This window comes from Priestia sp. TGN 0903 (genome assembly GCF_050846855.1).
Taxonomy (GTDB): domain Bacteria; phylum Bacillota; class Bacilli; order Bacillales; family Bacillaceae_H; genus Priestia; species Priestia zanthoxyli.
The window spans coordinates 14,459-29,263 of the sequence record NZ_JBOZGL010000002.1 but is presented as its reverse complement, the minus strand read 5'-3'; the positions used below and the strand labels follow the sequence as shown (position 1 = coordinate 29,263).

Sequence of the window (14,805 nt, the reverse complement as noted above, 5' to 3'; positions counted from 1 at the left end):
AAATGCTTTGAATTAAATGCATTCTTTAAATTTTACCTATTCATATAGCCCGTGTGATTAAAAATCACCGGGCTTATTGTAAATTATTTAGAGTGATCCCGTTTTTTTCTATTATACGGGATACACCGGATGTTTACGACGGCTAAAGGTCACATTCTTTGTTTCATATAAGCGAAAGCGGTCAATTAACGTTCGACGCAGTTCGTTAGCAGGAACGATGTCGTCAATAATAAGTTCAGATGCCAGCGTATAGATATCGATGTGTTCTTTATACTCTTGCTGTTTCTGTTTAACAAACATGAACCGCTCTTTCGGATCTTCAATTTCATTAATTTTATTAGAATAGACGGCATTTACTGCAGCTTCAGGACCCATTACGGCAATTTGAGCAGTAGGCAATGCAATGCAGCAATCTGGTTCAAAAGCCGGACCAGCCATAGCGTAAAGCCCTGCGCCATAAGCTTTACGCATGACTACGGAAATTTTAGGAACTGTAGCTGAACTCATCGCTGCAATCAATTTTGCTCCATGTCTAATGATGCCTGCTCTTTCTACTTTAGTCCCAATCATAAATCCAGGTACATCCGCTAAAAATAGCAAAGGAATATGGAAGGCATCGCACAGTTGAATAAATTTTGCGCCTTTATCTGCTGAATCTACAAACAGCACTCCCCCTTTAACTTTTGGCTGATTAGCAACAATCCCTACTACTTTTCCATCTATTCGTGCAAGCCCTGTTACCAATTCGGCGGCAAACAGTTTTTTTATTTCAAAAAAGCTCCCCTCGTCAATAAGGGTATCAATTGCTTCATAGATATCAAATGGAACATTTTGATTCTCCGGAATTAGTTCTACTAAATCTTTTGTCTGCTTAGGCTCTTTAGCTTTTTGTACTTTAGGCTTCTCTTGATAGTTTTGTGGAAAGTACGTTAAATAAGATTTGGCATACGAAATAGCTTCTTCTTCAGAATAAGCCAGCACATCCCCGCACCCGCTAACGCTGCAGTGCATATGTGCTCCTCCCATTTCTTCTAGCGTAACCTTTTCTCCAATAACGGCTTCGGCCATACGCGGCGACCCTAAGTACATAGAAGCGTTCCCATCTACCATCACAACAATATCACAAAATGCAGGGATATAAGCCCCTCCAGCTGCTGACGGACCGAAAAGCAAACAAATTTGAGGAATGACGCCGGAAAGTTTTACTTGATTGTGAAAGATCCTTCCAGCTCCTCGGCGGTTTGGAAACATATCTAATTGATCCGTAATACGCGCTCCAGCAGAATCCACTAGGTACAGTAAAGGCACATGCAGTTTTTCTGCAACTTCTTGAATCCGAATAATTTTTTCTACTGTTCTAGCTCCCCAAGACCCTGCTTTTACAGTAGAATCATTAGCCATTACACAAACCGTTTCATCGTTTACTTTTCCAATCGCAGTTACAACACCGTCTGCCGGCAACCCTTCGGCTTTATTATTTGCAAACATGCCGTCTTCTTCATATTTCCCGTCATCGAATAAAAGGGCTAAACGATCTCTTACAAAAAGCTTCTGTTGTTTTGCAAGTTTCTCTTTATACTTCTCGGCGTTGCCACGCTCTACTTTTTGACGATTTTCATCATATTTTTTCTGAGATTCACCTGTATGTATCATGATATCTCCCCTTTATGAGTTATGAAATAGTCACCAAAACGTCGCCTTCGTTCACAAAATCCCCCACGGCTATATGGACAGTCTCTGCAATACCAGCTTGATCGCTTTCAATAGGAATTTCCATTTTCATAGATTCTAATACAACAACAACTTCTCCTTTAGTTACACTTGCTCCTTGCTGAACAAACACATTAAATACCATGCCTGCCATTGTCGCTTTGATTTCACTCATTGTGGTGCTCCTCCTTTATTTAATACTGTTGATAATAACGATGTGTTATAGGTGCCCTTTTCATATAACTCTTCATTTAACAACTGCTTAAATAGAGGAATATTTGTTTTGATTCCCTCTACAACAGCTTCTGTAAAATATGATTTAGCTAGTTCAATTGCATTTGAACGCGTACGACCAGTAATGATAACCTTTGCAATCATTGGATCATAAAAAGGTGTAACCGCATTCATATCACTGTAGCCGCTATCTACGCGCGCGTAGGTTCGCTCCGGCAAGTGATAACCCGTAATTTTCCCCGGAGCCGGTAAAAAAGTAAACGGATCTTCTGCATAAATTCGAAATTCAATGGCGTAGTTATTTGCTGCTATTTCCTCTTGCATACGAGGAAGCTTTTCACCGCGCGCAGCTAAGATCTGCCACTTAACTAAATCGACCCCTGCAATTTGCTCGGTGATCGGATGCTCAACTTGCAGCCGCGTGTTCATTTCAAGAAAATAAAAATTTTCGTCTTCATCCACGATAAACTCCACCGTACCCGCATTATAATAGCCGATTGCTTTAGCCGCTTGAACGGCTTGGTTTTGCATGGCTTGTCGCGTACTTTCTTTTAAAGAAAGCGCAGGGGCTTCTTCAATCACTTTTTGATTTCTTCTTTGTACAGAACAATCGCGTTCAAAAAGATGAACGACATTACCATGCTGATCTCCAAAGACCTGTACCTCGATATGTTTTGCGTTTGTTATAAGCTTTTCAATAAACATTCCTTCATGACCAAAATATGCTTTTGCTCTTGCTTTTGTTGAGGCATATACTTGTTTTACTGCTTCTTCGTTATCGCAGCGCACCATTCCAATTCCTCCGCCGCCTCCGCTTGCTTTTAACATAACGGGATATCCAATTACCCCCGCTACTTTACAAGCCTCTTCAACCGACGTCACATCACCTTCGCTGCCGGGGACAACAGGTACACCCGCTTCTTTCATCGCAGCGCGGGCAGCAATTTTGTCGCCCATCATCGAAATGATTTCGGGAGAAGGACCGATAAAACAAAAACCTTCATCAATCGCTCTTTTAGCAAATGCACTATTTTCCGATAAAAATCCATATCCAGGATGAATGGCGTCTACTTTTTCTTCATGACTAATTCTAAGCAGCTCTTCCACATTCAAATATGACTTTTGCACAGGAGGCTCTCCAATTCGACGTGCTTTTGTAGCCGCTTGAACATAAGGAAGTTCTGCATCTGCATCGGAATAGACAGCCACCGTTTCAATGCCCATTTGTTTGCATGTATGAATAATACGAAGAGCAATTTCTCCTCGATTTGCAATCAGTATTTTTTTCACCTTTCTCTCCCCTTTCCTCAAATTTCTACTTTCCCCCATATAATTCTACAATAATTTTAAAACTCCTCTACAATTTTTGAAAACGCTTTCTATTTGAATTCTGTTTCCCTTTTGCCTCCTTTCTAAAAAGTGATGTTTATAGTAATGTATTCTTCGTATTTAACCGAAAGAATTCATTTTTCTTTGTGCGCATTGAATATTCGTTTACCAATCATGAAAACAGAATATTTTGTATTTTTGTTATATAATATTAGATGAACGAACCAATCCAGTTCGTTCATCTAGCAAGGAGACATAACAAGGGGGATATGGGATGAATTACGAAGTGAAGCATTTAAAAATTAATTTTAAAACGCTAGAAGAGTTCAAGAAATTCAAAGAATATGGCATTCAAGAACTTTCAATGCTAGAAGAATTACATGCCAAGATTTCCGATAATGAAATAAATTCTCCGTTTTACGGCATTTATTTTGGAAATAGCTTAGTGGCTCGCATGAGTCTCTATAAACGAAACAAACAGTACGATCAATATTTCGAGCCGCCTCAAACGTATATTGAAGTGTGGAAACTTGAAGTGCTCAGCGATTTTCAGCGCAAAGGATTAGGTCAAACGCTCGTTGAATATGCCAAATCCTTTCAATTACCTATAAAAACAAGCCCGCGAGTAAAATCGAGTGATTTTTGGTCAAAAATGGGGTTCGTACCTGTAACGTATGATATCGATCGTGATTTGGGAGAAAACCCTCTTATTTGGCTACCAAACGGTGTAAGCGAACAAAAATAAACAGCTGATTTCCAGCTGTTTATTTTATATCTATGTGGTATATATGATTAACATGAAGTAGGGAGCATTCAAGCTATCGCTTTACTTTTGAACTTTTTCTAAATTTAAATTTTTATCCACTTGAAATTTCACTTTTCTACTTTTTTCATCCTCTTTTAATACAACCATTTTACGAGCCCTCTCCATAATTTCAATAAGAGCTTTATAGTCATCTTCCACAATTAACAAATTGTTTTGCAAAGCTTTTTTTTCTTTTTCCAAAATCGTTACTTTCTCTTGTAAACGTTCAATCTTTTGCTGCAGTTCTTCATTAGCTTCGAGAAGCTCCGACGAGTGTTTTTGCCCTTGATCTACATTTTCTAAATACTTAATTACCTCATTAAGCGAAATATGTTTCTCTGCTTCCATATATGATAAGCGTGCAGGCTGCTCGTCGTCTTTTGAAACAGTTCTTGCTTTTAATTCTTTTCTCTGTTTTTTCGCAAGGTCAATACCAGTCTTGTATTGTTTGCGCACAAAAGAATTCCAGCGGAAGCCACAAGCTGCTGATGTTCGTGTAAGTTTCTTCCCCACTTCTTCAAATGCAGCTAGCTGAGTGCCACCTTCACGTATATGACGCAGTACAATTTCTGCGAGTAATAAATCTTCATCATGAGTCCATGCATCTTGACGAGAAGAAGTCATTTTTCTATCCCTCCTTATCCGTACTTATTAAATGAATATGCACCTACTAGATAAGATAGACTATTGTTCCTCTTCTCAATCAAGAAAATCTTTCATATACTTTGAAGCAAAATGGGAAATCCGTGATTCTTTCATCTTTTGCTTATTAACTATATTGCTATGGAAATGCAGTTCATAACTATGTTTTTTTAACGATGACCTTTTGAACCGCTTCTTCATGCTCAGGCGATTCCCACAATATCGAACAGCGATGAATTTCTTGTTCCATTCGATTCCAAACCCGGCTTTGCTCCCATTTCTCAATAGCGATTTCTTTGTAAGCTTGCAATACTTGGGTCGATTTATGAGTAATAGGAGCTAACCACTCCTCACACCTCATAGTTAGCTCTTTAAACGACGTAACATAGGAAAGAAATCCAATTTGCTTTGCTCGTTCTACTCCATACAGCTGAGCACTGTAGATCATTTCCATCGCTTCTTGATACCGCAGCTTTTCAAGAAGAATGGTTCCTCCTCCCCAGCCTGTTGTAATTCCTAAATTCCCTTGAATAAAGCCCATTTCGCTATGTGTTGCACTTATACGGAAGTCACATGCAATCGCAAGCTCACACCCCCCCCCAACCGATGTTCCATTCAAAAGGGCAACTGTTGGTTTTGGGAGCGTTAAAATTTCATAAAGAATTCTCCCCATTTTCGTTAACATTTGAGACGCCTCTTTCGAAGTCTTTAGCTCATGAAATACGCTTAAATCTCCTCCACTGCAAAATGCGTCTGAACCAGCACCTGTAATTACAAAAGCTTTTACTAACTGATTATGTTTCACATAATCTACAGCTTGCTGCAGTTCATTCATCACATCATAATCAATGGCATTACGCTTTTCAGGGCGATTAATCACAAATGTAGCAATGCCTTGGCTTGTAGTAAACAGCTCGCTTTTTTTCATGCTTTTTCCTCCTTATGGACAAGGTATGAATCCTTTTACAACAGTAATTGTTTATTTAAAAAGAGTTCTTGTTCTATAAGAAAAATCCTTCTCTTCCAAAGGGCAGAGAAGGAAAAAAGGCAAAAAAAATAAAAGACCCTTTAAGAGGGTCTTTTATTTAAATAAGCAATTATTTGCTTACTACGTCATTTCCTTTGTAAGTACCACAAGCTTTACATACGCGGTGTGATAGTTTCATTTCACCACAATTTGGGCACTCTACCATACCAGGAACTTGTAATTTAAAGTGCGTACGACGCGTTCTTTTCTTCATTTTAGATGTTCTTCTAAAAGGTACAGCCATTATTCCCACCTCCTTAAAAGAATTTTAAAATCATATGAAGGCCCGAAAGCCGGATCTTCGCATTTTTATTTCTTTTTGTCTTTAAAGAAATTTTCGAGTACGGCTAAGCGGGGATCTACTTTTTCCTGCTGTTCTTCTTCGGTAACAACTTCCCAGTCTTTTCCTGACTGTGGAGCTGCTCCTGCCGCTTGCTGATTTTCACTAAATACCTGCAGAGGAATTTCAACAATAATTAACTCTTGAATCAAAGGTTGTAAATCAACCGTTTCTCCCTCTACAATGCGTACTTCAGCATCTTCTTCATAATCAGCATTCACATTCAATAAAAACGTTTCAGTTGCGTTAATTTCAAACGGATACGGAACGTCAACTAATGTACGAGCACAAGGCAACGTCATTTCTCCTGAAATTTTAAGGTGAAACGTTACTTTCGAAGAGCTAATGTCGGCTCTTCCTTTCACGTTTACATCTGACATTCTACGAATTTGAGGATCAGCATTCATAAACTCTTTGCCGTCAATCACTTCGTCAAATGTTAGACCTTTATTTTGCAGCTGATACAATTGATGTATTGTCCATTTCATTGTTAATCACCTCAAGGCAACAAAGGTTATTATAGCTTTCACAAGATTATTTGTCAATATTTTTTCTTTACACTATAATGTACTTAAATATGCTTTTTTGTAAAAATTTCTTACTTTCATAAAAAAATGTTTTTAAAACAAAGAGCTAGACTAAAAATAATAAATTAAAAGGAGACATTATGCAAGCAGTTGGAATAATTGTCGAATATAATCCTTTTCATAACGGACACGCTTATCATTTGCAGCAAGCCAAACAACAAACCGGAGCAGATTGTGTGATTGCTGTGATGAGCGGGCACTTTTTGCAGCGCGGAGAGCCTGCTCTTGTATCGAAATGGTCCCGCACAAGAATGGCTTTAGCCGCTGGTGCAGACTTAGTCGTTGAATTACCCTATGCTTTTTCTACTCAAAAAGCTGAAACATTCGCAAGCGGCGCTATTTCTATTTTGGAATCCCTTCACGCTGACTTTGTATGCTTTGGCAGCGAAAATGGCAATATTGACTCATTTACCCGCACCGCTGATTTGCTCGAAGCTCATGAATCAGAACTATCTGCCTTAATTCAACAAGAGATGAAAAAAGGAAACAGTTATCCAAAATCAGCTTCCAATGCTTTCTTACAGCTTTTCACGGAGGCTCCTATTGATCTATCTCAGCCAAATAATGTGCTTGGAATGAGCTATGTAGCTGCCATAAAAAAACAGCATGCATCTATTAAACCATATACAATCACTCGAATTCAATCACATTATCACGATGATTCCCTGTCTTCCTCTTTTATTTCAAGCGCTACAAGCATACGTAAAGCTATTTTTGACAGCAGCAGCAATGGGGACCTGGGCAAGCATATGCCAGTTAGTACAGCAAACGAATTAGCAGCTTACAAACAAGCACACGGACAGTTTCATCATTGGGAGCACTATTTCCCATTTTTGAAATACAAACTATTAACTACTCCACTTTATGACTTACAGCGTATTTATGAAATAGAAGAAGGTATTGAACATCGACTGCTATCTTATATTTCTTCATCTACTTCATTTGAAGATTTTTTAACAAATGTTAAAACGAAGCGATATACGAGAACCCGTTTACAGCGCATGTGCGTTCACCTTTTAACCAATACAACAAAAAGTGAGATGCAACAAGCTGATCCTTATATTCGCTTATTGGGAATGTCAAAGACCGGACAAGCCTATTTAAAAACAATTAAGAAAAAGCTGTCCCTTCCTATTGTATCCACTGTATCGCAATGTAAACTGAAAGAAATTGATACCGATATTAAAGCGACACATGTTTATAGTATGCCGTTTCAGGAGCCTCTGCGCTCTCAGTTTATGAAACAAGAATATACGCAGCCTCCTATCATTTGGCCATAAAAAAATCGTCTGCAAGAGACGATTTTTTTATGGTTTCAGCTTTTCTAAATAGGTTACGGCATCCGAAAATGAATCTACGGGTACAATTTTCATATCACTGTTTATTTTTTTGGCTGTCTTCACTGCTTCTCGGTAGTTAGAGCCAGCAGCCCCTTTTTCATTTGGTGCAAAGAAAATCTCTGCTCCTTCTTTATCTGCGGCTACAATCTTTTGTGAAATACCTCCGATTGGTCCTACCTCTCCTTTATCATTGATAGTCCCTGTACCTGCAACGCGGTGGCCTTTTGTCATGTCCTCTTTAACAAGCTGATTATAGATTTCAAGTGAGAACATCAGTCCCGCTGAAGGCCCTCCTATTTTTTCAGTATCAATATGTATATCGGGCTTGACTTTTAATTCTTGGTTCGTTTCTAAGGCAATTCCTAGGCCTACTCGTTTCGGCTCGTCAGGAAATGCTTTAACTTTTAGAGTATGTTTGCTTTCTTTGCCATCTCTTTTCACATAAATTGATACTGAATCTCCTGCTTTTTTAGTCGATACGTAGTTGATTAAGTCCTCAGCAGTTTGAATTTTTTTCTCATCTACTTTTGTCACGACATCTCCAACATGAAGTTTTCCATGTGCAGGCATATTTTCTACAACATATGTAACATATACGCCTTTATTGTGGTAGGAAACGCTCTTTCCAGCTGCTTCATATGCTACTGAAATAGCGGCATTTTTTGACGTATCCATCATATGTAATTGCCTTGTCGAGTAATCTTCATCGCTTTCACCCTGCTGCAAAATTTGCTTTGTAGGGAAAATTTCATGAAAGTCCTGTATTTTAGCAAGACCATATGAAAGAGGAGTTGCTCTGCCCATTCTTACAGTTGTAAGCATAAACGTCCCTTTTTCATGGTATCCATCTTCTACCTTAATAATAGGCGCAAGTTCTTCTGCCATTCCAGGCTTTGTAATGTAGTACGGCAATGGATAAAAACAAAGCATTGCCACCACTGCAATAACAGCCAAATATACCAAAATTCTAATTCTAGATTTCACTTTTTTTGTTCTCCTTCCAATGATCAATTGCTTGTAGAATAGAAGGCAACTGCTCATGTGCTGCTTGTTCACCAATTGACATCATTTCTTGAATGTTTGTAAATGCTCTGGAACTAAAAGTATCGAGATTAGGACGAATCATAACGTCTGAAGCAATAGTTCGGTGAGCTACTAGCTCATCTTGCAAAATATCTAAACTTTGCATAATGACATCAAAAATGGAGCTGATTTCTGCATTCACTTTCGCTTTTGATACATCGACTCCAATGACAATATCAGATCCCATCTCTTTTACAACCGATACAGGAATACGGTCCACTACCCCGCCGTCTACAAGCAATCGCCCATCAATTACTTCGGGAGCAAAGATTCCTGGAATTGAAATACTTGCTCTCACCGCTTCAGCGATAGGTCCTTTTTTAAACACCACTTTCTCTCCTGTTTTCAAATCTGTCGCTACAATGGCAAACGGTATAGATAACTGTTCAATGTTTCTATTTTGCGTAAAAGTGCGAACCAACGACTTTACTCTGTTGCCCGTAATAAATCCCATTTTTGGCACGGTAAAATCCAAATAATACTTTCGTTTGAACGTTAGCGCCATTTTATAAAGAGTTGCCAGTTCAATACCTGACGCATATAGTGCACCAACTAAAGCTCCCATGCTGCTGCCAGCTAGAAAATCAATAGGAATGTTATTTTCTGTTAGCGCTTTGATTACTCCTAAATGTGCAAAACCTCTAGCTCCACCTGAGCCTAACGCAACTCCTATTTTTGGGCTTTCCACTTTACCTGCCCCCTCGTTTTACCTTATAGACTTCTAAAAATGTAAAAACTTTTGATGAGCTTCTCTATCATTGTTGCCCTGTCTTCAATAGGACTATTCTTCATTTTCTATTTGTTCATTTTGTATGAAGCTAAAGATATGTTTTGCTCAATCAACGGTGGTTATTAAGCATTATACTATACTGAAGGTTGTTTTAAGAAATTCTTACTCTTCTCTTGCTGCGTATACGTTTTTTTACTCCTTGACTATTCTAGAAGTGCATTGATTTATGTATATGAATTGTATTTCCAAATGTGACAAGACGCCTTTTTATTCAGTATGAATTTATTTTCTCCTTACACATAGGCATAAAGTCGATGCATAGCTTCGTATATTGATATATAGAAGAACTTGTACATTTGCCTAAAACTCCTCATTTCATTCCTATCAAAATGACGTGAGCTTAGAAAAGGAGATGAATCGTTCGTTGAATAAATCGATGGTGAAAACACTTCTGCTCGGGACGAGCGTAACACTTCTCGCTATTGCGCTTATTGTATATCCAAAAGAAGCGCTAGAAGGTTCAGTAAGAGGTCTCAACACATGGTGGAAGGTCGTCTTTCCTTCTCTGCTGCCCTTTTTTATTGTTTCAGAAATGCTTATTGGGTTTGGCGTAGTGAAGTTCATTGGGATCTTATTAGAGCCGTTTATGAGGCCTTTATTCCGAGTACCTGGAGTAGGGGGTTTTGCTTTAGCAATGGGCATGGCTTCTGGATTTCCTTCAGGTGCAAAAATCACTTCCCGGCTGCGCCAAGAAAAACAGCTAACAGCTATTGAAGCTGAAAGACTCGTATCATTTACTAACTCATCTAACCCTATTTTTATTTTTGGAGCTGTGGCAGTTGGCTTTTTTCACAATCCAGCTGTCGGTATCATATTAGCTCTCTCTCATTACATAGGGAATATTTGTGTAGGACTGGTGATGCGGTTTTATGGATCAGCAAAACCTAAAGGACAAGTAATTCAAAAACCTTCTTTATCGTTAGCTTTTCACGAAATGCATAAAACGCGATTAAAAGATAAGCGTCCTATCGGGAAGCTTTTAGGAGATGCGGTTACTTCTGCAGTTCAATCTCTCTTAATGATTGGCGGTTTTATCATTTTATTTTCTGTATTAAACAAACTTTTATATGTGACTCATATCACGGCCGTTTTAAGCAGCGGTCTAGCTTATTTATTTTCCCTTTGTCATATAGGGACTGAGCTGAGCCTTCCCTTTATTTCGGGGCTTTTTGAAATTACGTTAGGAAGCCGCCTAGCAAGCGAAGCACCGGACACGCTGCTGTTTCATCAAATTATCATCGTTAGCTTTGTATTAGGCTTTAGCGGTTTCTCTGTTCAAGCACAAGTAGCTAGCATACTCGCCGAAACAGATATTCGATTTTTTCCGTTTTTTATTGCCCGAATTTTTCACGGCTGTTTTGCGGTAGTATTCACTATCTTTCTATGGGGTCCTCTTCGGGAATCCATTACTACTTTTCAAGCATCTGAAGGAGCACTGCCGGTTTTTTCTCACTTGGAGTCCGTTACGATTCTATCGCAGTGGCTAAACGTGTACGGCCCCCTCCTAACGATTTTTACGCTGTGCTGCTATATTTATCTATATTCAAAACGAGCGTTTCTTCATCGTTCCTAGTAAAAAAAGAACGTGACGTTTTCTTATCGGCAAAGAAAACGTCACGTTCTTTTTTATCTTATTTTTGAGACAGCTGTTCAAATTTTTCTGCAAGCGCTTCTCTAACAGGGGGAGGAACTAATTCAGAAATATTCCCGCCATATTTAGCTACCTCTTTTACAATACTAGAACTTAAAAACGAGTATTGATTATTTGTCATCATAAATAACGTTTCGATTTCTTTATCTAATACGCGATTTACAGATGTGATTTGCATCTCGTACTCAAAATCTGATACTGCACGCAAACCTCTTAAAATGGTCTTTGCCTGCTTTTCTTTTGCATACTCCATTAATAATCCGCTGTACGACTCTACTACCACATTAGGAAGTGATTTTGTTACTTCTTTCAGCAAAGCTACTCGCTCTTCCCCTGTAAATAGAGGACTTTTTGAGGAGTTATTTAAAACAACCACATAAATCGTATCAAATACATTTGCGCCTCGTTTAATAATATCAAAATGTCCATTCGTAACTGGATCAAAGCTTCCTGGACAAACAGCTATACTGCCCATACGTATCCCCTTTCTACATCTAACAGCTCATTGATTTATTCAACTGATTCTTCTTTCTTGTATGTATAAATAGAAACACCAATGATACCGTACGTTTCGCTTTTTATTTTTTCAAATAAACCAATCTCATTATCTAAATGTACATCATGAGAATGCTCCGCTACAATAATTCCTGTTTTTGCCAGAAGGTTTTCTTCACTTACCGTTTCGATAAGCGCTTTCAACTTTTGTGCTTTATACGGTGGGTCAAGCAAAAGTAAATCGACAGTCAGCTCCCTTTTCTTTATCGCTTTCAGTGCACGCTCTGCATCATTTCGATACACTTCAGCGCGGTCTTCTAACCGACAGGATGCTAAGTTTGCTTTAATCGTCTGAATCGCTTTGCCATCCCGATCCACAAAAATGACTTTATCTATTCCTCGACTTAGAGCTTCAATTCCCAAGCCACCGCTTCCACCGAACAAATCAAGAGCTGTTCCACCTTCAAAAAACGGTCCAATCATATTAAAAATAGCTTCTTTCACCTTATCTGTTGTAGGGCGGGTTGAGTATCCTGGAACCGCCTTTAACGCATGGCCTTTATATAAACCTGCTACTACTCTCATCCTTATCACTACCTTACTTTTACTTCCTTATTCTTCATTATCCTAACATATTTTGAATTACAAAGACTAGCAAAAATCCTCAATTTATTCAATGCTGTATGCATTCTGTGCAATAACCCAGCAGCTTGCTTTTATGCTGGACTTTTACGACCGTCTCCTTAGATACACCTATGCAGATCATTCGTCATTTCGTTCATAAAAGATTTCCTTTACTTTAATATGTCATCATAAACGTAAATTTACCCTTTTTCTCTGTCATGTTATCAGTCTTTTATATTTTAAAAAGTGAATTTCACGAGACAGGTATATGAACGTTTAAAACGGACATACTGACTAGTAACAACATCATCTAACCGATGTTGTTGCCAACCGCGGAGAAGACTTACGTTTCCCCATAAGTTCTTCCTCCGGTTTCTCCTCTCCCTTTGCCTTCATCAAGGTGCTTGTAATCGCAGAGGTGATTACACCCCTTTATTGAAGGGCCCTACAATGAGTAGTTGTAGGGATTTTTTTATTTACTCCTAAAATATTCAGTGATACATTAAACTACGTGAGTTTGCTTTTTTAATACATAGAGGGGGAAATACATATGATTCAGCGTTTTATTGAGCTCGGAGAAGGGTATTCAGATATTTATGAGCTGTTAGAGATTGTCAAAAGCAACAAACATCGTCTTGCCCATCTTATTATGCTGCGAACAGTAAAAGAAGATCGACAAGTAGCTTCTTTTGTCGCTGTCTTGCATCCAACAGCTGAAGGGAATTTCCAACCGCTTTACGTTTGCCGAGAAGGAATTGTTTTAAAACAAAATGACAGCAAGCGCGTTGAGTTATTTAAACGAGCAGCTGAGGAAGCGGGAAAAGAAATTGTGGTACTCGATGTCAAACCATCTACTACCTTTCCAGAAACAGCACTATACTATCAGCACCTTATTGGCATTTTGCGAATGAACCGCTTTATTCCGCCAATGCAATAACCTCATCCCTGCCTATTCGTTTGCTAAGGCCAAGTAAAATAAAAAAAGGAATGTACATTACATTCCTTTTTTGTTTAAATTCCTATCTTATAGTCATATTCCTTCGCTTTATCCGGCTTTGAATTTTCGAATTCTGTTTTTAAAAACGGCCGATAAGAAGGATCTACTTTCTTCACAAAAGGTAGAGACTGAAGTTTATGGATTGTTTTTTCAATGCCATCTTGGTTGCAATATAAGACAACATACTTTAATTCTTTAGATACGTAATGTACATTTCCGTACTTTCGCAATGCTTTTGCTTGCTTAACAGAATGCACATACGCCACAATTCCTTGACGTTCAACAAACATATTTAGTTCCCCTTTTGCATACGTTATATTGGTTTTCTTTATCATAAATTCTTTTATATGAAGTAGGTGCTTTATGTATGAATTTAGATGATATCTGGATGCTCTTTCTTACTCATTTTAACGAGCACAGAGCTATTGAACAAGTCATTTTCAAAAAAATCACAAATATACCCTTTTTGTATATAAACACATCAATTGAGCGTAGAAAAATAGATGAGCTTCTAGAAGCTTCATCTATTTTTGCTACATCCAATACAAATGCTACGTGGCGCTCAAGTTTTGTCAGAAGTCAGCATCTTACTTATGTCTATCAGCACAGGTTTTACGTTCCACAGCGTAAAATGGCCTGCTGCGGAAATTCCTGTGCGGATTGCGTTCGATTTATACAGTGAACGGCTTATGCGCTGCACCCGCAGCTTCCACCAGATCCGCAGCCACCGCCGCAGCTGCTTCCCGTATCAAAAAACGGATTTCCCGTCGGTACTTTAACATGCTCTGAAACAGCTTGACCAAGGATAACGCTAATTTCATCAAGCAGTTTTTGCAATTCATTTTCTGCTTTTTTGAACGCAGCGATTGTCGCATGTAAATCAACTTGACGCTTTACATCACGTACTTGTCTCGTAATGGTTTTATAGTCAGGATGATATTTTCCAAATCGCTGAACATCCTCATACTGTTCCTTTATTTTCACAAATTGAGCAATTAATGCCTGTGCATGTGAATCTTTATTTAATCTATATAAACATTGACGATAGTTCTCGGCTACGTCTGATTGTAACACCATGTTCGCTACGTGATCAGACTCGTCGAGTAATTCAACAGTTCTCATTGTTGTCAGCATGGCTGTGCACCTCCGTT

The 14,805-nt window shown here is 38.6% G+C and carries 18 protein-coding genes; 5 read left to right on the top strand and 13 right to left on the bottom strand.

Annotation, left to right across the window (positions count from 1 at the left end; translation table 11 throughout):
- Positions 1 to 111: 111 nt before the first annotated feature.
- From ACRPLY_RS06595 to ACRPLY_RS06585, 3 genes are read right to left on the bottom strand one after another with little or no spacing between them, the layout of a single operon-like run.
- Positions 112 to 1,653 (bottom strand): acyl-CoA carboxylase subunit beta, encoded by a 1,542-nt coding sequence (locus tag ACRPLY_RS06595; RefSeq protein ID WP_165635173.1) that lies wholly within the window; start codon positions 1,651 to 1,653, stop codon positions 112 to 114.
- Positions 1,654 to 1,672: 19 nt separating this feature from the next.
- On the bottom strand, positions 1,673 to 1,885 hold the full coding sequence (locus tag ACRPLY_RS06590) for a biotin/lipoyl-containing protein (protein WP_033579761.1): 213 nt from the start codon (positions 1,883 to 1,885) through the stop codon (positions 1,673 to 1,675).
- The gene (locus ACRPLY_RS06585) at positions 1,882 to 3,234 is read right to left on the bottom strand and encodes an acetyl-CoA carboxylase biotin carboxylase subunit (RefSeq protein WP_033579760.1); all 1,353 of its coding nucleotides are present in this window, start codon (positions 3,232 to 3,234) and stop codon (positions 1,882 to 1,884) included. The genes ACRPLY_RS06590 and ACRPLY_RS06585 overlap by 4 nt, the downstream gene beginning before the upstream one ends.
- A 313-nt stretch (positions 3,235 to 3,547) precedes the next feature.
- Between ACRPLY_RS06585 and ACRPLY_RS06580 the strand changes: the two genes are divergently transcribed.
- Entirely contained in the window at positions 3,548 to 4,018 is a 471-nt protein-coding gene (locus ACRPLY_RS06580; protein ID WP_013058973.1) for an N-acetyltransferase, read from the top strand.
- A gap of 81 nt (positions 4,019 to 4,099) precedes the next feature.
- Here ACRPLY_RS06580 and ACRPLY_RS06575 read toward each other — a convergent pair whose 3' ends face one another.
- The 4 genes from ACRPLY_RS06575 to ACRPLY_RS06560 all read right to left on the bottom strand — a co-directional run bounded on the left by ACRPLY_RS06575 (position 4,100) and on the right by ACRPLY_RS06560 (position 6,575).
- On the bottom strand, positions 4,100 to 4,702 hold the full coding sequence (locus tag ACRPLY_RS06575) for an RsfA family transcriptional regulator (RefSeq protein WP_028411482.1): 603 nt from the start codon (positions 4,700 to 4,702) through the stop codon (positions 4,100 to 4,102).
- A gap of 178 nt (positions 4,703 to 4,880) precedes the next feature.
- Complete coding sequence (locus ACRPLY_RS06570; protein ID WP_028411483.1) at positions 4,881 to 5,648, bottom strand: enoyl-CoA hydratase/isomerase family protein; 768 nt, start codon at positions 5,646 to 5,648, stop codon at positions 4,881 to 4,883.
- A gap of 169 nt (positions 5,649 to 5,817) precedes the next feature.
- On the bottom strand, positions 5,818 to 5,991 hold the full coding sequence (gene rpmF, locus ACRPLY_RS06565; RefSeq protein WP_013058976.1) for a 50S ribosomal protein L32: 174 nt from the start codon (positions 5,989 to 5,991) through the stop codon (positions 5,818 to 5,820).
- A 65-nt stretch (positions 5,992 to 6,056) separates the two neighbouring features.
- The gene (locus tag ACRPLY_RS06560) at positions 6,057 to 6,575 is read right to left on the bottom strand and encodes a YceD family protein (RefSeq protein WP_014458367.1); all 519 of its coding nucleotides are present in this window, start codon (positions 6,573 to 6,575) and stop codon (positions 6,057 to 6,059) included.
- Between the two features lie 179 nt (positions 6,576 to 6,754).
- On the opposite strand from ACRPLY_RS06560, the gene ACRPLY_RS06555 reads away from it, so the two are divergent.
- Positions 6,755 to 7,954: a nucleotidyltransferase gene (locus tag ACRPLY_RS06555; RefSeq protein ID WP_165635171.1), complete on the top strand. Its 1,200-nt coding sequence runs from the start codon at positions 6,755 to 6,757 to the stop codon at positions 7,952 to 7,954.
- Positions 7,955 to 7,981: 27 nt separating this feature from the next.
- Here ACRPLY_RS06555 and ACRPLY_RS06550 read toward each other — a convergent pair whose 3' ends face one another.
- Both ACRPLY_RS06550 and ACRPLY_RS06545 read right to left on the bottom strand, forming a co-directional pair.
- Entirely contained in the window at positions 7,982 to 8,998 is a 1,017-nt protein-coding gene (locus tag ACRPLY_RS06550; RefSeq protein ID WP_028411485.1) for a SepM family pheromone-processing serine protease, read from the bottom strand.
- Positions 8,988 to 9,785 (bottom strand): patatin-like phospholipase family protein, encoded by a 798-nt coding sequence (locus ACRPLY_RS06545; protein WP_028411486.1) that lies wholly within the window; start codon positions 9,783 to 9,785, stop codon positions 8,988 to 8,990. The genes ACRPLY_RS06550 and ACRPLY_RS06545 overlap by 11 nt, the downstream gene beginning before the upstream one ends.
- Positions 9,786 to 10,251: 466 nt before the next feature.
- On the opposite strand from ACRPLY_RS06545, the gene ylbJ reads away from it, so the two are divergent.
- Positions 10,252 to 11,460, top strand: a complete 1,209-nt coding sequence (gene ylbJ / locus ACRPLY_RS06540) for a sporulation integral membrane protein YlbJ (protein WP_033579758.1) — start codon at positions 10,252 to 10,254, stop codon at positions 11,458 to 11,460.
- A gap of 58 nt (positions 11,461 to 11,518) precedes the next feature.
- Here the strand turns inward: ylbJ and coaD are convergent, their stop codons facing one another.
- Both coaD and rsmD read right to left on the bottom strand, forming a co-directional pair.
- Complete coding sequence (coaD, locus tag ACRPLY_RS06535) at positions 11,519 to 12,013, bottom strand: pantetheine-phosphate adenylyltransferase (protein WP_013058982.1); 495 nt, start codon at positions 12,011 to 12,013, stop codon at positions 11,519 to 11,521.
- Positions 12,014 to 12,048: 35 nt separating this feature from the next.
- Complete coding sequence (gene rsmD / locus ACRPLY_RS06530; protein WP_013084870.1) at positions 12,049 to 12,618, bottom strand: 16S rRNA (guanine(966)-N(2))-methyltransferase RsmD; 570 nt, start codon at positions 12,616 to 12,618, stop codon at positions 12,049 to 12,051.
- Between the two features lie 589 nt (positions 12,619 to 13,207).
- Here rsmD and ACRPLY_RS06525 point away from each other — a divergent pair.
- Positions 13,208 to 13,594: a DUF7147 family protein gene (locus tag ACRPLY_RS06525; RefSeq protein WP_013084871.1), complete on the top strand. Its 387-nt coding sequence runs from the start codon at positions 13,208 to 13,210 to the stop codon at positions 13,592 to 13,594.
- 74 nt (positions 13,595 to 13,668) lie between these two features.
- Here the strand turns inward: ACRPLY_RS06525 and ACRPLY_RS06520 are convergent, their stop codons facing one another.
- Complete coding sequence (locus tag ACRPLY_RS06520) at positions 13,669 to 13,944, bottom strand: YlbG family protein (RefSeq protein WP_013058985.1); 276 nt, start codon at positions 13,942 to 13,944, stop codon at positions 13,669 to 13,671.
- Positions 13,945 to 14,021: 77 nt separating this feature from the next.
- Here ACRPLY_RS06520 and ACRPLY_RS06515 point away from each other — a divergent pair, with 77 nt between their 5' ends.
- Positions 14,022 to 14,336, top strand: coding sequence for a hypothetical protein (locus ACRPLY_RS06515; RefSeq protein WP_033579757.1), 315 nt, complete (start codon positions 14,022 to 14,024; stop codon positions 14,334 to 14,336).
- Positions 14,337 to 14,341: 5 nt separating this feature from the next.
- On the opposite strand, the gene ACRPLY_RS06510 is transcribed toward ACRPLY_RS06515, so the two are convergent.
- The gene (locus tag ACRPLY_RS06510; RefSeq protein WP_028411490.1) at positions 14,342 to 14,788 is read right to left on the bottom strand and encodes a YlbF family regulator; all 447 of its coding nucleotides are present in this window, start codon (positions 14,786 to 14,788) and stop codon (positions 14,342 to 14,344) included.
- Positions 14,789 to 14,805 lie beyond the last annotated feature (17 nt).

Coding starts and splice junctions, on each gene's coding strand:
- ACRPLY_RS06595 (WP_165635173.1), bottom strand. CDS start 1,653: ATGATACATACAGGTGAATCTCAGAAAAAATATGATGAAAATCGTCAA.
- ACRPLY_RS06590 (WP_033579761.1), bottom strand. CDS start 1,885: ATGAGTGAAATCAAAGCGACAATGGCAGGCATGGTATTTAATGTGTTT.
- ACRPLY_RS06580 (WP_013058973.1), top strand. CDS start 3,548: ATGAATTACGAAGTGAAGCATTTAAAAATTAATTTTAAAACGCTAGAA.
- ACRPLY_RS06575 (WP_028411482.1), bottom strand. CDS start 4,702: ATGACTTCTTCTCGTCAAGATGCATGGACTCATGATGAAGATTTATTA.
- ACRPLY_RS06570 (WP_028411483.1), bottom strand. CDS start 5,648: ATGAAAAAAAGCGAGCTGTTTACTACAAGCCAAGGCATTGCTACATTT.
- rpmF (WP_013058976.1), bottom strand. CDS start 5,991: ATGGCTGTACCTTTTAGAAGAACATCTAAAATGAAGAAAAGAACGCGT.
- ACRPLY_RS06560 (WP_014458367.1), bottom strand. CDS start 6,575: ATGAAATGGACAATACATCAATTGTATCAGCTGCAAAATAAAGGTCTA.
- ACRPLY_RS06555 (WP_165635171.1), top strand. CDS start 6,755: ATGCAAGCAGTTGGAATAATTGTCGAATATAATCCTTTTCATAACGGA.
- coaD (WP_013058982.1), bottom strand. CDS start 12,013: ATGGGCAGTATAGCTGTTTGTCCAGGAAGCTTTGATCCAGTTACGAAT.
- rsmD (WP_013084870.1), bottom strand. CDS start 12,618: ATGAGAGTAGTAGCAGGTTTATATAAAGGCCATGCGTTAAAGGCGGTT.
- ACRPLY_RS06525 (WP_013084871.1), top strand. CDS start 13,208: ATGATTCAGCGTTTTATTGAGCTCGGAGAAGGGTATTCAGATATTTAT.
- ACRPLY_RS06520 (WP_013058985.1), bottom strand. CDS start 13,944: ATGTTTGTTGAACGTCAAGGAATTGTGGCGTATGTGCATTCTGTTAAG.
- ACRPLY_RS06515 (WP_033579757.1), top strand. CDS start 14,022: ATGAATTTAGATGATATCTGGATGCTCTTTCTTACTCATTTTAACGAG.
- ACRPLY_RS06510 (WP_028411490.1), bottom strand. CDS start 14,788: ATGCTGACAACAATGAGAACTGTTGAATTACTCGACGAGTCTGATCAC.